At 64.2% G+C, this 17,514-nt stretch carries 20 protein-coding genes; 11 read left to right on the top strand and 9 right to left on the bottom strand.

What is annotated here, in order from left to right:
* The first annotated feature begins 38 nt into the window (after positions 1-38).
* The 7 genes from EN874_RS03500 (at position 39) to EN874_RS03530 (ending at position 6,713) form a co-directional block, all read left to right on the top strand.
* Positions 39-1,217 carry a D-alanyl-D-alanine carboxypeptidase family protein gene (locus tag EN874_RS03500; RefSeq protein WP_127424068.1) on the top strand — a complete coding sequence of 393 codons (1,179 nt, stop codon included), beginning with the start codon at positions 39-41 and terminating at the stop codon, positions 1,215-1,217.
* A gap of 72 nt (positions 1,218-1,289) precedes the next feature.
* Positions 1,290-1,964 carry a dTMP kinase gene (gene tmk / locus EN874_RS03505; RefSeq protein ID WP_127424069.1) on the top strand — a complete coding sequence of 225 codons (675 nt, stop codon included), beginning with the start codon at positions 1,290-1,292 and terminating at the stop codon, positions 1,962-1,964.
* Positions 1,961-3,016, top strand: coding sequence for a DNA polymerase III subunit delta' (locus tag EN874_RS03510; RefSeq protein ID WP_127424070.1), 1,056 nt, complete (start codon positions 1,961-1,963; stop codon positions 3,014-3,016). Before tmk ends, EN874_RS03510 begins: the two co-directional genes overlap by 4 nt.
* 130 nt (positions 3,017-3,146) lie before the next feature.
* A complete protein-coding gene (metG, locus tag EN874_RS03515) occupies positions 3,147-4,697 on the top strand; it encodes a methionine--tRNA ligase (protein WP_127424071.1) in 1,551 nt (516 codons plus the stop codon).
* On the top strand, positions 4,697-5,485 hold the full coding sequence (locus tag EN874_RS03520; RefSeq protein WP_127424072.1) for a TatD family hydrolase: 789 nt from the start codon (positions 4,697-4,699) through the stop codon (positions 5,483-5,485). The genes metG and EN874_RS03520 overlap by 1 nt, the downstream gene beginning before the upstream one ends.
* 3 nt (positions 5,486-5,488) lie before the next feature.
* Complete coding sequence (locus EN874_RS03525; RefSeq protein ID WP_127424073.1) at positions 5,489-6,307, top strand: MBL fold metallo-hydrolase; 819 nt, start codon at positions 5,489-5,491, stop codon at positions 6,305-6,307.
* Positions 6,308-6,365: 58 nt separating this feature from the next.
* The gene (locus tag EN874_RS03530) at positions 6,366-6,713 is read left to right on the top strand and encodes a VOC family protein (RefSeq protein WP_127424074.1); all 348 of its coding nucleotides are present in this window, start codon (positions 6,366-6,368) and stop codon (positions 6,711-6,713) included.
* Positions 6,714-6,892: 179 nt separating this feature from the next.
* Here the strand turns inward: EN874_RS03530 and EN874_RS03535 are convergent, their stop codons facing one another.
* Positions 6,893-7,093, bottom strand: a complete 201-nt coding sequence (locus tag EN874_RS03535) for a DUF1127 domain-containing protein (protein ID WP_168247385.1) — start codon at positions 7,091-7,093, stop codon at positions 6,893-6,895.
* A 258-nt stretch (positions 7,094-7,351) separates the two neighbouring features.
* Between EN874_RS03535 and EN874_RS03540 the strand changes: the two genes are divergently transcribed.
* A complete protein-coding gene (locus EN874_RS03540; RefSeq protein WP_245513431.1) occupies positions 7,352-8,869 on the top strand; it encodes a winged helix-turn-helix domain-containing tetratricopeptide repeat protein in 1,518 nt (505 codons plus the stop codon).
* A gap of 32 nt (positions 8,870-8,901) precedes the next feature.
* On the opposite strand, the gene EN874_RS03545 is transcribed toward EN874_RS03540, so the two are convergent.
* Entirely contained in the window at positions 8,902-9,294 is a 393-nt protein-coding gene (locus EN874_RS03545) for a GFA family protein (RefSeq protein WP_127424076.1), read from the bottom strand.
* A 128-nt stretch (positions 9,295-9,422) separates the two neighbouring features.
* Here EN874_RS03545 and EN874_RS03550 point away from each other — a divergent pair, with 128 nt between their 5' ends.
* Positions 9,423-9,866, top strand: coding sequence for a class I SAM-dependent methyltransferase (locus EN874_RS03550; RefSeq protein ID WP_127424077.1), 444 nt, complete (start codon positions 9,423-9,425; stop codon positions 9,864-9,866).
* A 94-nt stretch (positions 9,867-9,960) separates the two neighbouring features.
* On the opposite strand, the gene EN874_RS03555 is transcribed toward EN874_RS03550, so the two are convergent.
* The 5 genes from EN874_RS03555 to EN874_RS03575 form a co-directional block, all read right to left on the bottom strand.
* Positions 9,961-10,371: a hypothetical protein gene (locus tag EN874_RS03555; protein WP_127424078.1), complete on the bottom strand. Its 411-nt coding sequence runs from the start codon at positions 10,369-10,371 to the stop codon at positions 9,961-9,963.
* A 3-nt stretch (positions 10,372-10,374) separates the two neighbouring features.
* Positions 10,375-11,244 (bottom strand): aldose 1-epimerase family protein, encoded by an 870-nt coding sequence (locus tag EN874_RS03560; protein ID WP_127424079.1) that lies wholly within the window; start codon positions 11,242-11,244, stop codon positions 10,375-10,377.
* A gap of 200 nt (positions 11,245-11,444) precedes the next feature.
* The gene (locus tag EN874_RS03565) at positions 11,445-12,161 is read right to left on the bottom strand and encodes a Bax inhibitor-1/YccA family protein (RefSeq protein WP_127424080.1); all 717 of its coding nucleotides are present in this window, start codon (positions 12,159-12,161) and stop codon (positions 11,445-11,447) included.
* A gap of 32 nt (positions 12,162-12,193) precedes the next feature.
* Positions 12,194-12,967 carry an anti-sigma factor gene (locus EN874_RS03570; RefSeq protein ID WP_127424081.1) on the bottom strand — a complete coding sequence of 258 codons (774 nt, stop codon included), beginning with the start codon at positions 12,965-12,967 and terminating at the stop codon, positions 12,194-12,196.
* On the bottom strand, positions 12,964-13,485 hold the full coding sequence (locus tag EN874_RS03575) for a sigma-70 family RNA polymerase sigma factor (RefSeq protein ID WP_245513433.1): 522 nt from the start codon (positions 13,483-13,485) through the stop codon (positions 12,964-12,966). The genes EN874_RS03570 and EN874_RS03575 overlap by 4 nt, the downstream gene beginning before the upstream one ends.
* Positions 13,486-13,655: 170 nt before the next feature.
* Between EN874_RS03575 and EN874_RS03580 the strand changes: the two genes are divergently transcribed.
* Both EN874_RS03580 and mazG read left to right on the top strand, forming a co-directional pair.
* A complete protein-coding gene (locus EN874_RS03580) occupies positions 13,656-14,840 on the top strand; it encodes an amino acid aminotransferase (RefSeq protein ID WP_127424083.1) in 1,185 nt (394 codons plus the stop codon).
* 82 nt (positions 14,841-14,922) lie between these two features.
* The gene (mazG, locus tag EN874_RS03585; RefSeq protein WP_127424084.1) at positions 14,923-15,747 is read left to right on the top strand and encodes a nucleoside triphosphate pyrophosphohydrolase; all 825 of its coding nucleotides are present in this window, start codon (positions 14,923-14,925) and stop codon (positions 15,745-15,747) included.
* An 8-nt stretch (positions 15,748-15,755) separates the two neighbouring features.
* Here the strand turns inward: mazG and hflX are convergent, their stop codons facing one another.
* Together hflX and hfq are read right to left on the bottom strand one after the other, a co-directional pair.
* The gene (gene hflX, locus EN874_RS03590; protein ID WP_127424085.1) at positions 15,756-17,144 is read right to left on the bottom strand and encodes a GTPase HflX; all 1,389 of its coding nucleotides are present in this window, start codon (positions 17,142-17,144) and stop codon (positions 15,756-15,758) included.
* Positions 17,145-17,390: an RNA chaperone Hfq gene (gene hfq, locus EN874_RS03595; protein ID WP_006202172.1), complete on the bottom strand. Its 246-nt coding sequence runs from the start codon at positions 17,388-17,390 to the stop codon at positions 17,145-17,147.
* Between the last annotated feature and the right edge of the window lie 124 nt (positions 17,391-17,514).

Consider the following 17,514-nt stretch of genomic DNA (forward strand, 5'->3'; position numbering starts at 1 on the left):
GCTTGGCCGGGCCAGTCCGGCTAATGGGTCGACACTTCATGCAGTTCCGCATTTTTCCGCCTTTCGCCGGATTCCTGGGATTGGTGCTGGTTCTGCTTTGCATCGTCCCGGCGCGTGCGCAGCTTTTCGAGACCAAGGCGGCCCAGGCCTTCATGATCGACGCCGATACCGGCACGGTGCTGTTTGCCAAGGATGCCGACAAACCGTTTCCGCCGGCCTCCATGGCCAAGCTGATGACGATGGAGGTGGTGTTCAACGCCGTCAAATCGAAGCGGATCACGCTCGACGATACTTTCGTGGTCAGCGAAAACGCCTGGCGCACCGGCGGCGCCCCGTCCGGAACCTCGACCATGTTCGCCAAGCTCAAATCGGCGGTCCGCGTCGAGGATCTGATCCAGGGCGTGACCGTGCAGGCCGCCAATGACGGCTGCATAGTGCTCGCCGAAGGCATGGCGGGGTCGGAGGCGAATTTCGCCGCGCAGATGACGGAGCGCGCCCGCGAGATCGGCCTCTCGAAATCGACCTTCGTCAATTCGACCGGGCTGCCGGCAGATGGCCAGCAGACGACGGCGCGGGAACTCACGATGCTGGCGCTCCACATCTGGCGCGACTATCCGGAATTCTTCCACTATTACGGCCAGCCGGATTTCACCTGGAACAAGATCTCCCAGAGGAACCGCAATCCGCTCTTGGCCATGGGCATCGATGCCGACGGCTTCGTGGCCGGGGCGAGCGAGTCCGCAGGCTTCGGCATTGTCGGCACGGTCAGCCACAACGGTATCCGCGTGATCGCGGCCTTGAGCGGGCTGGCGAGCGACCGGGAACGCTCCGAGGAGGCGCGCAAGCTGCTCGACTGGGGCTCGCGCTCCTTCCAGAAGACGGAGATCTTCGCCAAGGACGAGGTTGTCGGCGAAGCACAGGTTTTTGGCGGCGCCAAATCCGGCGTGGCCTTGAAAGCCAAGGGGCCGGTGGACATCTTTCTGCCGATAGCCAACCGCGACAAGCTGACCGCCAGGATCGTCTATGACGGCCCGGTGGCGGCGCCGGTGGAGGAGGGGCAACCGGTCGGGGAGCTGCGCGTTTGGATAGGCGACACGCTCAGCCAGCGAACGCCGCTTTTTGCCGCCGAACCGGTGAAAGTCGGCACGCTGCCGCAGCGTGCGCTGGACGCCGCCAAGGAACTGGCTGTCGGCTGGCTGCGTCAGAAGCATTTGTGATCGGGCCGGCTCGTGGACCTTTTGTCGGACGGGAGCTATGACAGCGGCCAGCACGGGCGAAGGCATTCTCGATTGGCGAGCGGATTTTTCATCACCTTCGAAGGCGGCGAAGGAGCCGGCAAGTCGACGCAGATCGAGCGGCTGGCGCGACGCATGCGCGCCAAGAGGTACGAGGTTCTGGTGACGCGCGAGCCGGGCGGCTCGCCGGGCGCCGAGGCGGTGAGGCATGTGCTTCTGTCCGGCGCTGCCGAGCCCTTCGGCCCGAAGATGGAGGCGATCCTCTTCGCCGCCGCGCGCTCCGATCATGTCGAGCAGGTGATCAGGCCGGCGGTCGAACGCGGCACGATCGTGCTCTGCGATCGCTTCATCGATTCCTCGCGCGTCTATCAGGGCGTCACCGGCGGGCTCGATCCCGATTTCATGGAGGCGCTGGAGGCGGTCGCCATCAACGGCATGGTTCCCGACATGACGCTGATCTTCGATATCGATCCGGCCGAAGGCCTGAAACGCGCCGCGGCGCGCCGCAGCGCCGGCGACAGCGCCGACCGCTTCGAGAAGGAGACTTTAGCCATCCACCAGCGCCGGCGCGAGGCTTTCCTGGCGATTGCCGAAGCGGAGCCGGATCGCTGCATCGTCATCGATGCGTCGGCCGATCCCGAGACGGTGGAAAACGTCGTCACCGCTGCGGTGTTTACGGTGCTGGAAAAGCGGGTGCCGACGCAAAGGAAGCAGACGGCGTCGGCATGATCTTCGAACGCATCGCCCCCGAACAGCACGACACGCTGGACGGCGTCCCCGAACCGGCGGAGACACCGGTGCTTATCGGCCATGCGCAGGCGGCCGGCATGCTCACCGCAGCCTATCGGGCCGGCAAGCTGCCACATGCGCTGATCCTGGCCGGTCCGCACGGCATCGGCAAGGCGACGCTTGCCTTCCACCTGGCGCATCACCTCCTCAAACATCCGGATTTTGCTGCCGCGCCCGAAGCGCTCGCAATTCCCGATCCGGCATCGTCGCTGTTTCGGCAGATCGCCACCGGCGCGCATCCTTCGGTGCTGCATCTGACGCGTCCGGCCAACGACAAGACCAAGAGCTTCAAGACGGTGCTCACCGTCGACGAGATCCGCAAGGTCAGCCGCTTCCTGTCGATGACCTCGCACGACGGCAGCTACCGTGTCGTCATCGTCGATCCGGCCGACGACATGAACACCAATGCCGCCAATGCCTTGCTCAAGAATCTCGAGGAGCCGCCGGCGCGCACCCTGTTCATCCTCATCGTGCACGCGCCAGGCAGCCTGTTGCCGACCATCCGCTCTCGTTGCCAGATGGTGCGGCTGACGCCTCTTGCGCCGGACGAACTGATGGAGGTCCTGGAAGGCATCGAGCCGCCGCCGCCAGGGGATCCAGCGGCGCGCGCGGCACTGGCCGAGCGGGCAGGGGGCAGCGCCCGCAACGCGATCCTGCTTACCCAATATGGCGGGCTGGAAATCGCCGGCGCGCTCGATACCCTGGTGGCGGCGCAGAAGCCCGACATTGCCGGCGCGCACCGCCTTGCCGAGGCGGTCGCCGGACGCGACCAGGCGATCCAGTTCGATATCTTCAACCGCCGCGCGCTCGATCTTCTGTCGGCGGCGGCCAGTGAGGCGGCTTTAGCCGGTGATCTCGCCAGGGCCAAAACACTGTCCGAGGCTTGGCACGAGGCGCTGAACACGATATCTGAGGCCGAGACCTACAATCTCGACAAGAAGCAGCACGCCCTGACCATGATCGACCGCCTGAATTCTGCGATGCGAATGTGACGGCTTCTCTGGTGCATGCCGTTGGCCCAAAACCGGGGCCACTGGGCGGCATGCAGCGGGATGGCAATCGCCATGCCGATAGTTTATCCACCGCCACAACTCACATTCAGACATTCATGACGGTTCATTCATGTCACGCGACACATTCTACATCACGACCGCGATCTCATACCCGAACGGCAGGCCGCATATCGGCCATGCCTACGAGCTGATCGCCACCGATGCGCTCGCCCGCTTCCAGCGGCTCGACGGGAAGGACGTCTATTTCCTGACCGGCACCGACGAGCACGGCATCAAGATGCTGCAGACGGCGCGCAAGGAAGGCATTTCGCCGCGCGAGCTTGCCGATCGCAACGCGGCCGAGTTCCAGCGCATGGCGAGCGCGCTCAACGCGTCCAACGACGATTTCATCCGCACCACGGAGGAGCGGCACTACGCGTCCTCGCAGGCGATCTGGAAGGCGATGGCCGCCAATGGCGACATCTACAGGGGCGGCTATGCGGGCTGGTATTCGGTGCGCGACGAAGCCTATTACGGCGAGGAGGAGACCGAGGTCCGGGCCGACGATATCCGCTACGGACCGCAGGGAACGCCGGTCGAGTGGGTCGAGGAAGAGAGCTATTTCTTCCGGCTTTCGGCCTATCAGGACAAGCTTATCGCGCTTTACGAAAGCCAGCCGGATTTCGTCGGCCCAGCCGAGCGCCGCAACGAGGTGATGAGGTTCGTCAAGTCCGGGCTGAAGGACCTGTCGATCTCGCGCACCACCTTCGACTGGGGCGTGCCGGTGCCGGGCGACGAGAAGCATGTGATGTATGTATGGGTCGACGCCTTGACCAATTACATCACCGGTGTCGGCTATCCCGATGAAAGCGCTGAGAAATGGCGTTTCTGGCCAGCCGATGCGCACATCATCGGCAAGGACATTGTGCGCTTCCACGCCATCTACTGGCCTGCCTTCCTGATGTCGGCGCGGATCCCGCTGCCCAAGCGCGTCTTCGGCCACGGATTCCTGTTCAACCGCGGCGAGAAGATGTCGAAGTCGGTCGGCAACGTCATCGACCCGTTCACCATGGTCGAGCATTACGGCGTCGACCAGGTGCGCTATTTCTTCCTGCGCGAGGTCCCTTTCGGCCAGGACGGCAACTACAGCCATGAAGCGATCGTCAACCGGACCAACGCCGATCTCGCCAACGGCCTCGGCAATCTTGCGCAGCGCTCGCTGTCGATGATCGCCAAGAACTGCGGCGGCGCGGTGCCGAAGCGCGGCGAACTGGCCGAAGCCGACCGGGTGATCCTCGATCAGGCGGTGGAGGCGCTTGTCGTCGCGCGCAAGACTATGGCGGAGCAGGGCATCCATCTGGCGCTGGCGGCGATCTTTGGCGTGGTGGCCGAAGCCGACCGCTACTTCGCCTCCCAGGAGCCGTGGGCGCTGCGCAAGACCGATCCCGAGCGCATGGAAACGGTGCTGTGGACGACGGCAGAGGTCGTGCGGCGGGTCACGGTGCTCAGCCAGCCCTTCATTCCGGGGTCGGCCGCGAAGCTGCTCGACCTTTTGGCCGTGCCTGCGGACAAGCGCAATTTGGAGCACGTCCACGCGGAACATGCGCTCGTGCCCGGCACCGCCTTGCCGGTGCCTGAGGGCGTGTTTCCGCGTTATGTCGAGCAGGATGCAAAAGCCTGATGCTTGTCGACAGCCACTGCCATCTCGACTTTCCGGACTTCGCCGAGGAGCGGGGGGCAATAGTCGCCCGCGCCCTGGCCGCCGGAATCGGCCGCATGGTGACGATCTCGACGCGTGTGAGGCGCTTTCAGCAAATCATTGAAATCGCTGAAACTTTCAATGAGGTCTATTGTTCGGTCGGCACCCATCCGCACAATGCGGCGGAAGAGCTCGACGTGACCGTCGACGAGTTGGTGCGGCTTTCCGGCCATCCCAAGGTTGTGGCGATCGGCGAAGTCGGGCTCGACTATTTCTACGACCGCGCGCCTCGCGAGGCGCAGGCGCAAGGCTTCCGCACCCACATCGCCGCGGCGCGCCAGACCGGCCTGCCGCTGGTCATCCATTCGCGCGACGCCGACGACGACATGGCGGCGATCCTCGAGGAAGAGACAGGGAAGGGCGCCTTCCCCTTTATTTTGCACTGCTTTTCGTCCGGGCGCCGGCTGGCCGAAGTTGGCGTGGCGCTGGGCGGCTATGTCTCTTTCTCCGGCATCCTGACCTTCAAGAACTCGACCGAACTGCGCGCCATCGCCGCCGATATCCCACGCGATCGATTGCTGGTCGAGACCGACGCGCCTTACCTTGCGCCGATCCCGTTTCGCGGCAAGCGCAACGAGCCAGCCTATGTCGTGAACACGGCAAGGGTGCTGGCCGAAACGATCGGCGTCAGCGAGGCGGAGATCGCCGACATCACCAGCGACAACGTCTTCCGGCTGTTCACCAAGATGCCGCGACCGGCGGCAGGCTGAGACATGAGCGACCGGCTGCGCCTCACCCTTCTCGGCTGCGGCTCGTCGCCGGGGACACCGCGCATCACCGGCGACTGGGGCAATTGCGATCCGGCCAATCCCAAGAACCGCCGTATGCGCACGGCGGCCCTTGTCGAGCGGATCGCCGCCAACGGCGGTCGCACCACAGTCGTCATCGACACCGGGCCGGATTTCCGCGAGCAGATGTTGCTTGCCGCGGTCAAACGCATCGATGCGGTCGTCTACACGCATCCGCATGCCGACCACATCCACGGTATCGACGACCTGCGCGGCTATGTGCACGAACAGCGCCACCGCATCGACATCCATGCCGACGAGCCGACCATGCAGCGGCTGCGCCTGGCGTTCGGCTATTGCTTCGAAACGCCGCCCGGCAGTTCCTATCCGCCGATCGTCAGGCCGCATCTGATCGACCATGCCAGACCGGTGGTGGTCGAAGGAGAGGGGGGGCCCCTCACCCTTGAGCCGCTGCCGCAGATCCATGGCGACATCGTCTCGCTCGGATTCCGCATCGGCGGGCTCGCCTATTGCCCCGATGTCAGCGACTTTCCGGCCGCTACGGCGGAGCGGTTGCGCGGCCTGGACACACTGGTCATCGACGCGCTGCAGTACAACACCCATCCCAGCCATCTGTCGCTCGGCGAGGCCCTGGGCTGGATCGAGAACCTCGCGCCGAAAAACGCCGTGCTGACGCATATGCACGTGCCGCTGGACTATGCCGCCGTGATGGTCGAGACGCCGGATCACGTGGTGCCGGCCTATGATGGGATGGCGATCGAAATCCCTGTTGAATCAGAATGATGGGGCAAATTCCCAACATCTGCGGTAAACTGATGGCGATCATTGCCGCCACGCCTAGATGATCAGCTTCGTGATGTTCTTTGCCCGCGACATCGAACGTACGGCTGACGTCTACCGTCTGCTTGGATTCGAGTTCGTCCAGGAACAGCATGGCTCCGGACCGAAGCACCTGGCTGCCATCAACGAAGGAATGGTTCTCGAGATCTATCCCGGCGATGATGCCGTCTCACCGGGCACAATGCTCGGCGTTGACGTCGCCGATCTCGAAGACATTCGAGCGAGGCTACTTGCGGCCAAGGTCCCCGTCTGGCGAGATATCGGTTCTGGGCCGGGCGTGCGCCGCATCATCGTGATTGATCCTGAAAAGCGCCAGATCTTCGTTCGTGAGCGCGCCCGGAACAACTGATCAGCCATGCTTCGCATCGCCGTTGCCGGCCAGAAACCCTGATTTCCGGTACTTCGCCTCGCTCTTGCAGTTCCATAATCTATCTTATGCGACTTCTGCAAAGCTGGAATATCGCCCCGGACGGAGAGCTCGAGCCGCAAGTTGGGCACCTCTTCGCTCGAACCACGGATAGCGGCCGCTCAGCGTTGCCAGAAAGGCAGCTTGGCGATCTCTTCCTCTGCATGCCGCCTCGTCAGGCCGATATCGTCGATCAGATGCGGATTGGCCTCCAAGATTCGCTTGAGATCCCAGCGGAAGCGGTTCTGCTCACGCCAAGCCGAGATCACGCTGTGCAGGGTCGCCAGGCCGTAGCGCCGACGCGATGCCTGCCCGACCAGCATTTGCGACCGCGCTGCCCGATGCCGGACTGATGCAAGAGTATCGTTCATGGCAACCTCCTATGGCTTGAGGCCCCCCACGGTTTGGGAGTTGGAGGCCTTCGACCTGAATGAGGTTGGATTCTGCAGGATGCGGGCAGCGCCGTAATTAAGCCCGTCCAAATAGTTCTCAAAACTTGCAAACGGGCTTGAGCGGTTGATCGTCTCACACGCACGATGAACCCCTCCACGTCTCACACTTTTCCTGGAATTGCTCTATAGATGCGCCGCATGCAGGGATCGCGCTTTGCCTTTGGTCCGTACGTGCTTGATTCGGCTGCGGGAACGCTGCTTCGAAACGATGTCCCCGTCGCTGCTGGCTATCGCGGGCTGAAGCTGCTTGCGGCGCTCGTCGAACGTCCTGGCGAAATCCTGGCCAAGGCCGAGCTGATGGACGCGGCATGGCCGGGCACGGCCGTCGAGGAAGGCAACCTCACCGTTCAGATCGCGCAGCTCAGGAAGCTGCTAGGACCGGCTGGCGACGGCAGTGAATGGATCGCCACGGTGCCGCGCGTCGGCTACCGCTTCACAGGCGCCATCGAGCAGCTCGGCGACGCGAAGCGGAAACCCTTGCCGCTGCCCGGCAAGCCGTCGATAGCCGTGCTGCCCTTCGTCAATTTCAGCAATGATCCCGAGCAGGACTCCTTCGCGGACGGGTTGACCGAAGACCTGATTACCGACCTGTCCAGGAACGACGGCCTGTTCGTCATCGCGCGCAATTCGGTCTTCGCCTACAAGGGCAAGGCGATGGACGTGCGCGCGATCGCCGAGGATCTCGGCGTGCGCTACCTGCTCGAAGGGAGCGCACGGCGCGCCGCCGGACGCGTGCGCATCAACGCGCAGCTGGTCGATGCGATGAGCGGCGAGCATCTTTGGGCGGAACGCTTCGATCGCAGCCTGGAAGATATCTTTGCCGTCCAGGACGAGGTGACCGCCAAGATCGTCGAGGCGCTGCTCGGCAGGCTGCGCGCATCGCCGCCACGCAACCGGCCCAAGAATCTAGAGGCCTACGACCTGTGCGTGCGGGCGCGCAAGCTGATCGACGATTCGCCGCAGACGGCGCGCGAAGCGCATCTGATGCTGACGCGCGCGGTCTCGCTCGATCCGGAATATGCCGAGGCCTATCGGTGGCTTGCCATGAACCACTGGATGGGATGGGTGCATTGGGGCGAACCGATCGAGCCCAACCGCGGCGTGGCCCTGGAATTGGCGCGCAAGGCCGTGGCGATCGATCCCAACGACGCCGGCTGCCGCTGGGTGCTGGCCAACCTGCTTGCCTATGAACGCCGGTTCGACGAGGCCGACGTTGAATTCGCTAAGGCGTTCGAGCTCGACCCGAACGAGGCCGACGCCTGGGCGACGTTGTCCGATATCTCGGTCCTGGCCGGGCATGTCGACGAAGGCCTCGAGCAGGTTCGCAAGGCGTTCCGGCTGAACCCGTTCCCGCCGAGTTGGTACTATCTGACACTCGGCGCGGCGCAATATGCGGCAGGCGCCTATGAGGCCGCCGTCGAGACGCTGCGCCGGGAGGAGACCTATCGGACTAGCTCACGCCGCTTCCTGGCGGCAAGCCTTGCCCAACTCGGCCGGCTCGACGAGGCGCACGCCGAAGTCGAGATGTTCCTCATCGCCAACCCGCATTTCACGACCAGCCACTGGGTCTGGACCGAGCCGTTCCGCGACGAAGCGACGCTCGAGCATTTTGTCGACGGCTTTCGCAAGGCCGGTCTTCCGGAGTAGCGCACCGCCGCGACGTTCCAAATTGCCCGGCCCTACCCCTCGGAGCGGCCCTTGGCCCCACGGTCGCGCTTGTATCGTCTCGCGAGTGGAAAAGGCGGCAGCCAGGACTCGCGACGAACGGTCCAGAGTTCGTAGGTTGGCATCAGTTGGTCAGGTGCATCCAGGGAGCCAAGGTGCACTTCGATTTCGTCCGCGGTGCGCGCGAAAACGGAGGAGCCGCAACGCGGACAGAAGAACCGCCCGGCATAGTCGCGAGTCTCGCCATCGATCGTCACCGCCTCCTGAGGGAATATGGCGGCAGCGTAGAAAAGCGCGCCATGATGCTTGCGGCAGTCGAGGCAGTGACAGATGCCGACCCGGTATGGTCGGCCCGACGCCACAAGTCGGACATTGCCGCAAAGGCAGCTGCCCGTGAACCGGTCCATGCTGTGTCTCCTTCCAAATCAAGCGGTCGAGATGTTTACAACGAACGGCGAGAGAAAGCCTGGATCGCGCATGCACACCCTTCCCTTCGGCTTGCGTTGCCCACAAACCGAATTGCATAATTTATCTCATGGCTGTCGGAATCTCCGAGCGGATCTCCGCTTTCGTCGAAGCGCTTCCATTGAAGCCGGGACTTCGCGTTCTGGAGATCGGCTGCGGCCCCGGCGTTGCCGCCCGTGCTGTCGCTCGCCGTGTCGGCCACGGCTTCGTCCTGGCCATCGACCGGTCGGAAAAGGCAATCCGGTTGGCGCGGGCGGGATCGGCCGGTGAGATGGCTTTGGGCAGCCTGGATTTTCGACATATAGCAATCGAGGACTTCGCATTGAGGCCTGATGATGCGCTCTTCGATATCGCCTTTGCCATGCGGGTCGGCGCGCTCGACGGACGTCACCCCGAGGCTGGCCGGGCGGCCTTGGCGCGTATCAAGGTGGCACTGAAGCCAGGTGGCCGGCTCTTCATCGACGGCGGCGATCCGTTGAAGGAGATCGATTTGGTGCGGGGCCTGCCGTCCTAGCGTTTCATCGTTTCATGGCACGGCGAACCGCTCTATCGCTTTGTTTTTGGCAATTCCGGACGGAAAACCGTTTCACACTTTTCCCGGAATTGCTCTAGAAAAACCCGTCGAGAAACGCAGCCGTCCGATCCGAGACGCCGACGATCTTATTGGTTGCCTGGCGATAGAATTTGAAGTTGAGCTCGGTCTCGGGCCGGCCATCGGTCCAGTCGTCGAACGGCTTGAGTTCGTTCCTGCCCATCCTCTTGGCCGCAGTCGCGGTGCGGTGGATGGAGATGCTGACGCGCGGCGTCTGCCGTTCGAGGCCGGGCGTTCTGAGGATGGCCTCGGAAGACGTGACCACGCCACGCGCGACAAGCCCCTGCCCGCCTTCGTTCTCGCTGGCGAATACGAAGATCGTGTCGCCTTCGGCGATATGCTTGCCGCCATACATGGTCTTCTGCGCGGCGAACGAGAACGTCTCCGCCTGCGGATCCTTGACCTCGGCCTTGATCGCAAAGGCCATGCCCTACGGCTCCCGGCCGATGGCGATCCGGTAGGTCAGCGTGCGCTTCGCGCCCGGCTCGATCAGCATCACGCCCGGCTTGTCGGTAAATTCGCCGTCGAAATCGACCGGGCTTGCGACGCCGTGCCAGGGCTCGATGCACAGGAACGGCGCGCCGCCCGGCTTGGACCAGATGCCCAGCTCGTTGAACCCGTGCCAGGATATCGCGATCGCGGGTCCGCGGTCGGCGGCATAACGCACGCTGGTGCTGGCCGGCCGGTCCAGAATGACGGCGTCGAAGAGCCGCTCGGAGAGCGCGAGCGTCCTGCCTTGAATGGGCGTGGGTTGCGGTGTCGGCACCATCAGCCCGTCCTTCAGGCGGCGGATCGGCGCGGGCTCATTGTCGGCAAAGGTCAGCCGATAGGCTTCCTTGGGCAGTTCCTGCAGCAGCGGCCAGTTGAAGGCCGGGTGAGCGCCGATCGAGGCCGGCAGCATCTCGTCGCCAGTGTTGGCGACTTCGAAGGTCACGCCAAGTTGGCGAGATGCCAGGCTGTAGCTTACCGCCAGCCGGAAGGCGAACGGGTAATGGATGCGGCTTTCGGCATCGTCGGTCAGGACCAGCGTGCAGGAGGAAGGCCTCTGCTCCGCCCAGGCAAAGCGCCTGTCGCGGGCAAAACCGTGCTGCGTCATCGGATAGTTCTGGCCGCGATGGCGCAGTTGATCGCCCTTCAATCGGCCGACGATCGGAAACAGGACCGGGGAATGGCGTCGCCAGGCCGGGCCGGCCTGCCACAGCAGCTCTGTTCCTTCTGCATCGCGCAAGGAAACCAGTTCAGCCCCCTGCCCGACTATGGTCGCCGAGATACCGTCAGCATGAAGCGTCACCTGTTCCATGTGTCCTCGCAGTTGGTGCGGCCGGCAGGCTAACAAAAGCCCTCGCGTGAACTCAAGGGCAGCGGATTGGGGCGGCGGACAGGGCCGCGCTTCACGCCTTCAAGACGAACGATCCATGAGTCCCGCCCTGCCCAAAAAAGTGGCCGGAGGTTGCCCTCCAGCCACGCCAAGGTCAGCAGCGTTGCCTGCCACGATTTGCCCTATTCGCGCTCGCCGGTGAAATTCAGCAGCAGCTGGAAGATGTTGATGAAGTTGAGATAGAGCGAGAAGGCGCCGAAGACGGCGAGCTTCTGCTGCGATTCCGCGTCGAAATTCTCGGCATATTGCTCCTTGATCGTCTGCGTGTCCCAGGCGGTCAGGCCGATGAAGACGGCGATGCCGATCACCGAGATGGCGAACTGCAGTGCGGTCGAGCCGAGGAACAGGTTGACGAGGCTCGCGATCACCACGCCGATCAGGCCCATGACGAGGAAGGACGAGAACTGCGTCAGGTCGCGCCTGGTCGTATAGCCGTAGAGGCTGGTGGCGCCGAACATGGTGGCGGCGATGAAGAAGGTGCGCGCGATGCTGGTGCCGGTGAAGACCAGGAACACGGAAGCGAGCGACAGGCCCATGACGGCGCAGAAGGCCCAGAACATCGCCTGCGCGCTCGCCGCCGACATCGTCTGCATCTTGAAGGAGAAGAGCATGACGAAGGCGAGCGGCGCCAGCATCACCACCCATTTCAACGGGCTGGAGAAGATCGGCACATAAAGCGCCGGCGTCGAGGCCACGGCAAGTGCGACGAGGCCGGTGACCACCAGGCCAAAGCCCATATAGTTGTAGACGCGGAGCATGTGCCGGCGCAGGCCCTCGTCATAGACCGCTCCGGCCTGGGCGCCGGCGCCCATTCGGTATCCCAGATTGGGGCTGTTCATTCGGGTTCTCCTTGGTTGGATCGGTTGTGAGTTCAGTAAAGCGTCCGGGCCAGCTTTTCGGCGGCACGGTCGAGATCGCCGGCATCGCTTCGTCCAACGACGGCGTAAGCCACCTCGCCAATCTGGAAATAGGCGGATGAGATGTCGCGCGAGGGCACGACCGTGGGCTTCACCACGTCGAAGGTGCCCGGCCTGATGGCAAACAGCGACACCAGGCCGAAATCCTTCGTTTCGACCGCCATCTCGACGCTCGGCCCGAACCGCGACGGATAGATCTGGACGTCGCGGATCCGCCAGTCGTCGGGCAATGACGGCATGACGATCGCGGTCGCGGCGCGGATTTCATCGGCATTGTAGCCGGGCGCTTCCCGCTGCGACGGCATCGTCTCGCGCACCAGGGTCGTGCGGTGCGCGCTCACCGCTTCCTCGACATAAGCGGGCGGGTGCGTCGAGGCGACCACCTTGGTGACGGCGATCGGCCCGAAGACGCTGTTCGCCAGCCAGCCTGCCGCCACCAGCACGGCCGCTGCAGCAGCCCGCTGCAGCACGGAAAAGACGCGATCCCTGGCGAGCGCCCGCTCCAGCCGCCGCGCCGCCTCTGTCGTTGCCGGGCCCGCCATGCCGACGGGGCCGGCCAGCGCCACGCGCAGCTCGTCGCGCGTTCTGAGGTCGGACATCACCCTCGCAGCCACTTCCGGGCGCGTGGAAAGAAAGGCCTCGACCTCGATGCGGCGGGCGACGTCGAGCTGATCGTCGACATAGGCGTCGAGATCGGCATCGGTCACGGGATCGACGATAGCGGTCATGATTCACCTCCCACGATCCTCAAGTGGTTTTTGCCGCGCGCCGGAGCGCCCTCCTCCATCTCGCGCAGCGCCGCACGCGCGCGGCCGATGCGCGACATCAGGGTTCCGAGCGGCACGCCGCTCGCTTCGGCGGCCTGCTGATAGGAAAGCCCTTCGATGGCGACGAGGTGCAGGGCGGAGCGCTGCTCTTCCGGCAGCGAGAGAAAAGCTTCCCGCACCTGTGAAAGGCGCAGCGAATGGTCCTGAGATGCCGCCACGCTTTGATCGGCGAGACGGCCGGCCTGCTCGATGCGCGTCGCCTCGGACCGGCGCGAGCGCATGCGGTCTATGAAGATGTTGTGCACGATCGCGAGCAGCCAGGCGCGCAGGTTGCCGCCCGAGCGAAAGGTGCCGCGCCGCTCATAGGCGCGCACCAGCGCATCGTGGACCAGATCCTCGGCATCGGCGCTGTCGCGCGTCAGCGAGCGCGCATAGCGCCGCAGCGACCCCAACTGCCCGACGATATCAAAGCGTGCCATCGACCGTTTCATGCCCTCTATACGGAGCATGTGGGGATTTTAATCCTTGCTCGCCGTTTCTTTGCGATCTGACAGACGTCGTGTCGCATTCGCGAGCGGGCATCCGGAGGAAACCGCTGGCGAAGCGCGGCCGATTTGCGTATCACTCCGCCGCCATTGGAGGCCTATCGATGTTCGAAACCCTGCAGCCCGCGCCCGCCGACAAGATCCTTGCCTTGATCGGCCTCTATCGCGCCGACACACGCCCCGGCAAGGTCGACCTCGGCGTCGGCGTCTATAAGGACCGCGACGGCAGGACGCCGGTGATGCGCGCCGTGCGCGAGGCCGAGAAGCGGCTGCTCGCCAGCCAGGATACCAAGACCTATCTCGGCCTTGCCGGAGACACCGGCTTCAACGCCGCGATGATCAAGCTTGCCTTCGGCGAGGGTGCCGACCCGTCGCGCATCCGCGCAGCGCAAGCGCCGGGCGGATCGGGCGCGCTGAGGCTGGTGGCCGAGCTTCTGCAGCGCACGCGTCCCGGCGCAACGGTCTGGCTGTCCGACCCGACCTGGCCGAACCATCTGCCGGTGATGCGCGCCGCCGGCCTTAAGGTGCGCGACTATCCATATTTCGACGCCGCTTCCGGCGCCGTTCGCTTCGACGACATGCTGGCGGTGCTCAAGACGGCCAATAGCGGCGATGTCGTGCTGCTGCATGGCTGCTGCCACAATCCGACCGGCGCCAACCTCGATGCCGCCCAGTGGGCCGAGGTCGCCGACGTCCTGCTGGATCGCGGCCTTCTGCCCTTCGTCGACATCGCTTATCAGGGCTTTGGCGAAGGCCTCGATGCCGACGCCGCCGGCCTGCGGCTGCTTGCCGGCAAGGTTCCGGAGATGGTGGTCGCCTCGAGCTGCTCGAAGAATTTTGCCGTCTATCGCGACCGCGTCGGGGCCGCGATGATCGTGGCCAAGGACGGCGCACAGGCGGATGTGGCGATGAGCCAGATGCTGGCCGCGGCGCGCGCGCTCTACTCGATGCCGCCGGACCATGGCGCGGCCGCTGTGCGCATGGTGCTCGAAGACGCCGCCCTGAAGAAGGATTGGGAGACGGAACTCGAGGAAATGCGGCTGCGCATGCTGAAACTGCGCGTCGCCTTCGCGGAGGCGCTGCGCCGGCAGTCCAACTCCGACCGCTTCGATTTCGTCGCCAGCCACCGCGGCATGTTTTCCCGTCTCGGGTTGACGGAAGCGCAGGTCGAGCGCCTGCGCACCGAGCACGCCGTCTATATGGTGGGCGACAGCCGCATCAACGTGGCCGGCTTGCCCGAGGACGGATTGGACGACCTTGCCAAGGCTATCGTCTCGGTTCTCGACTGAGCGACCGCGCAACTGTGGACAATAGGCTTTTGCCCGCCGGCGGGATTGGTCGCCCGCCGCTGCGCGCGCTAGGGTTTGCGGCATGAAACCCTCGAAGGACATTTCCCGGCTGATCGAGATCATGGCGGCGCTGCGGGCACCGAAAACCGGTTGCCCCTGGGACATCGAGCAGAATTTTTCGACCATCGCGCCCTACACGATCGAGGAAGCCTATGAGGTGGCGGACGCGATCGCGCGCGGCGATCTCGACGATCTGCGCGAGGAACTGGGCGACCTTCTGCTGCAGGTCGTCTACCACGCGCAGATGGCCGAGGAAGCCGGCGAGTTCGCATTCGGCGACGTCGTCGAAGCAATCACCAGCAAGATGATCCGACGCCACCCGCATGTCTTCGGCGACGAGAAGGCGCGCAGCGCCGGCATGGCCAAGGGCATGTGGGAGAAGATCAAGGCGGCGGAGAAGGCCGACAAACGCAACGCCCGCATCGCCCGCGGCCTCGATCCGGAAGATCATGGCAAGGGCTATCTCGACAGTGTGCCGGTCGCGCTCCCTGCGCTCACCCGCGCGCTGAAGCTGCAGGAGAAGGCCGCCCGCGTCGGCTTCGACTGGAGCGAGGCAGCACCGATCCTCGACAAGATAGAGGAAGAGATCGGCGAATTGCGCGAGGCGCTCGCAGGAGGCGACGCGGCACCGATCAAGGACGAGTTCGGCGACATGCTGTTTGCCGTCGTCAATCTCGGACGCCATCTCAAGCTCGATGCGGAAGCCGCGCTCAGCGGTACCAACGAGAAATTCCGTTCCCGATTCCACTATGTCGAGCGAGCGCTCGAGGCCAAGGACAGTTCACTGGAAGAAGCGACGCTGGACGAGATGGAAGTGCTCTGGCAGCAGGCAAAAAGCGCAAAATAAGCAACGGGCTATTCGCCGTTCCTGCGCTGCAGCCGATTCTCGATCTCCTGGCGGGCGCTGTGCGTCGCTGTCAGCGAGAGGGTGACGCTGCCGTCTTCATTGTCGGTTCGCGAAACGACATCACCGTTGCGGTAGAGCCAGTCCACCTGGCCGAGCTCCGCGGGCCTCAGCGTCACCGTCATGGTTTCCAGTTCGCCCGACACCCTGGTCTCGATCAGAGCCTTCAGCGCGTCGATCCCCTCGCCGGTCGCCGCCGATATCGCGATCGGCGCCGCCTTGCCGCCGGCGCTGCCGGCAAGCAGGCGCTCGCGATTGCCTTCGTCGAGCAGGTCGATCTTGTTCCACACCTCGATGACGCGGCTGGTGTCTGCGGCATCGACGCCGAGATCGCCGAGGATGCGCTCGACATCTTCGGCCTGGGCGGCCGTGTCGGGATCGGAAATGTCGCGCAGATGTAGTACGAGGTCGGCCTCGACCACCTCTTCCAGCGTTGCCCGGAAGGCCGCGACCAGATGCGTCGGCAGATCGGAGATGAAGCCGACCGTGTCCGACAGGATGATCGGCGTGCCGTGCGGCAGCCGGACGCGGCGCAATGTCGGGTCGAGCGTGGCGAACAGCATGTCCTCGGCCAGCACCCCTGCCCCGGTCATCCGGTTGAACAGCGTCGACTTTCCGGCATTGGTGTAGCCAACGATCGCCACAACCGGGAATGGCACCTTCTTGCGCTTGGCACGATGCAGGTCGCGGGTGCGGCGAACCGTTTCCAGCTCATGCTTCAGCTTGGTGATCTTGTCCTGCAGGATGCGCCGGTCCGACTCGATCTGCGTTTCGCCGGGGCCGCCGAGGAAACCGGCGCCGCCGCGCTGGCGTTCGAGGTGGGTCCAGCTCCGCACCAAGCGGCCCTTCTGGTAGTTGAGATGCGCCAGCTCGACCTGAAGCGTGCCTTCCTTGGTCCTGGCGCGCTCGCCGAAGATCTCGAGGATCAGCCCGGTGCGATCGAGCACCTTGGCGTTCAGTTCCTTTTCCAGGTTGCGCTGCTGCACGGGCGTCAGCGGATGGTCGACGATGACCAGTTCCGCCTTGCGCTCCTTCACGATGTCGGCGAACTCCGCCACCTTGCCGCTGCCGAGCAGCGTTGCCGGGCGCGGATCGGCGACCGTCACCACCGCCGTGTGGACCGGGTTGAGATCGATGGCGCTGGCAAGCCCCACCGCCTCGTCGTGGCGGGCATCCGCCGAGCGGTTCAGGCGTGGGCGGCTCGAATCATCGTCGCCGCGCGGCTGGCGCGCAAGCACCGGCACAATGACGACAGCCCGGGTCGGATCCTTGGATTCCGGCCCGAGTTGGTGTCCTTGCTTCCCGCGAACGCCGCGATCCGCGTCTTTCTCACGTGCCAATCAGGCGCCCTGGCTTTCCTCACCATCGAACATCTGAACCGGCTGGCTCGGCATGATCGTGGAAATGGCGTGCTTATAGACGAGCTGGGAATGCCCGTCGCGCCGCAACAACACACAAAAATTGTCGAACGAAGTGACGACGCCGGTTAGCTTCACGCCGTTGATGAGGAAGATGGTAAGTGGATTTTTGCTCTTGCGAACTGAATTCAGGAACAGGTCCTGAAGGTTTTGCGATCGTTCCGCCATTGTTTTTGTCTTTCGCCGATCCCCTTCGGTCTGCAGGCCAATGCGCCAAATTACGTGGCACCTGTCAAGCGCGCAAACCCCCTCTTGCCGTCTAAACGGCAAGCAGAACGAGATAGTTGAGGTT

Origin of the sequence: Mesorhizobium sp. M1D.F.Ca.ET.231.01.1.1 (assembly GCF_003999155.2) — a bacterium.
In the GTDB taxonomy this organism is placed as follows: domain Bacteria; phylum Pseudomonadota; class Alphaproteobacteria; order Rhizobiales; family Rhizobiaceae; genus Mesorhizobium.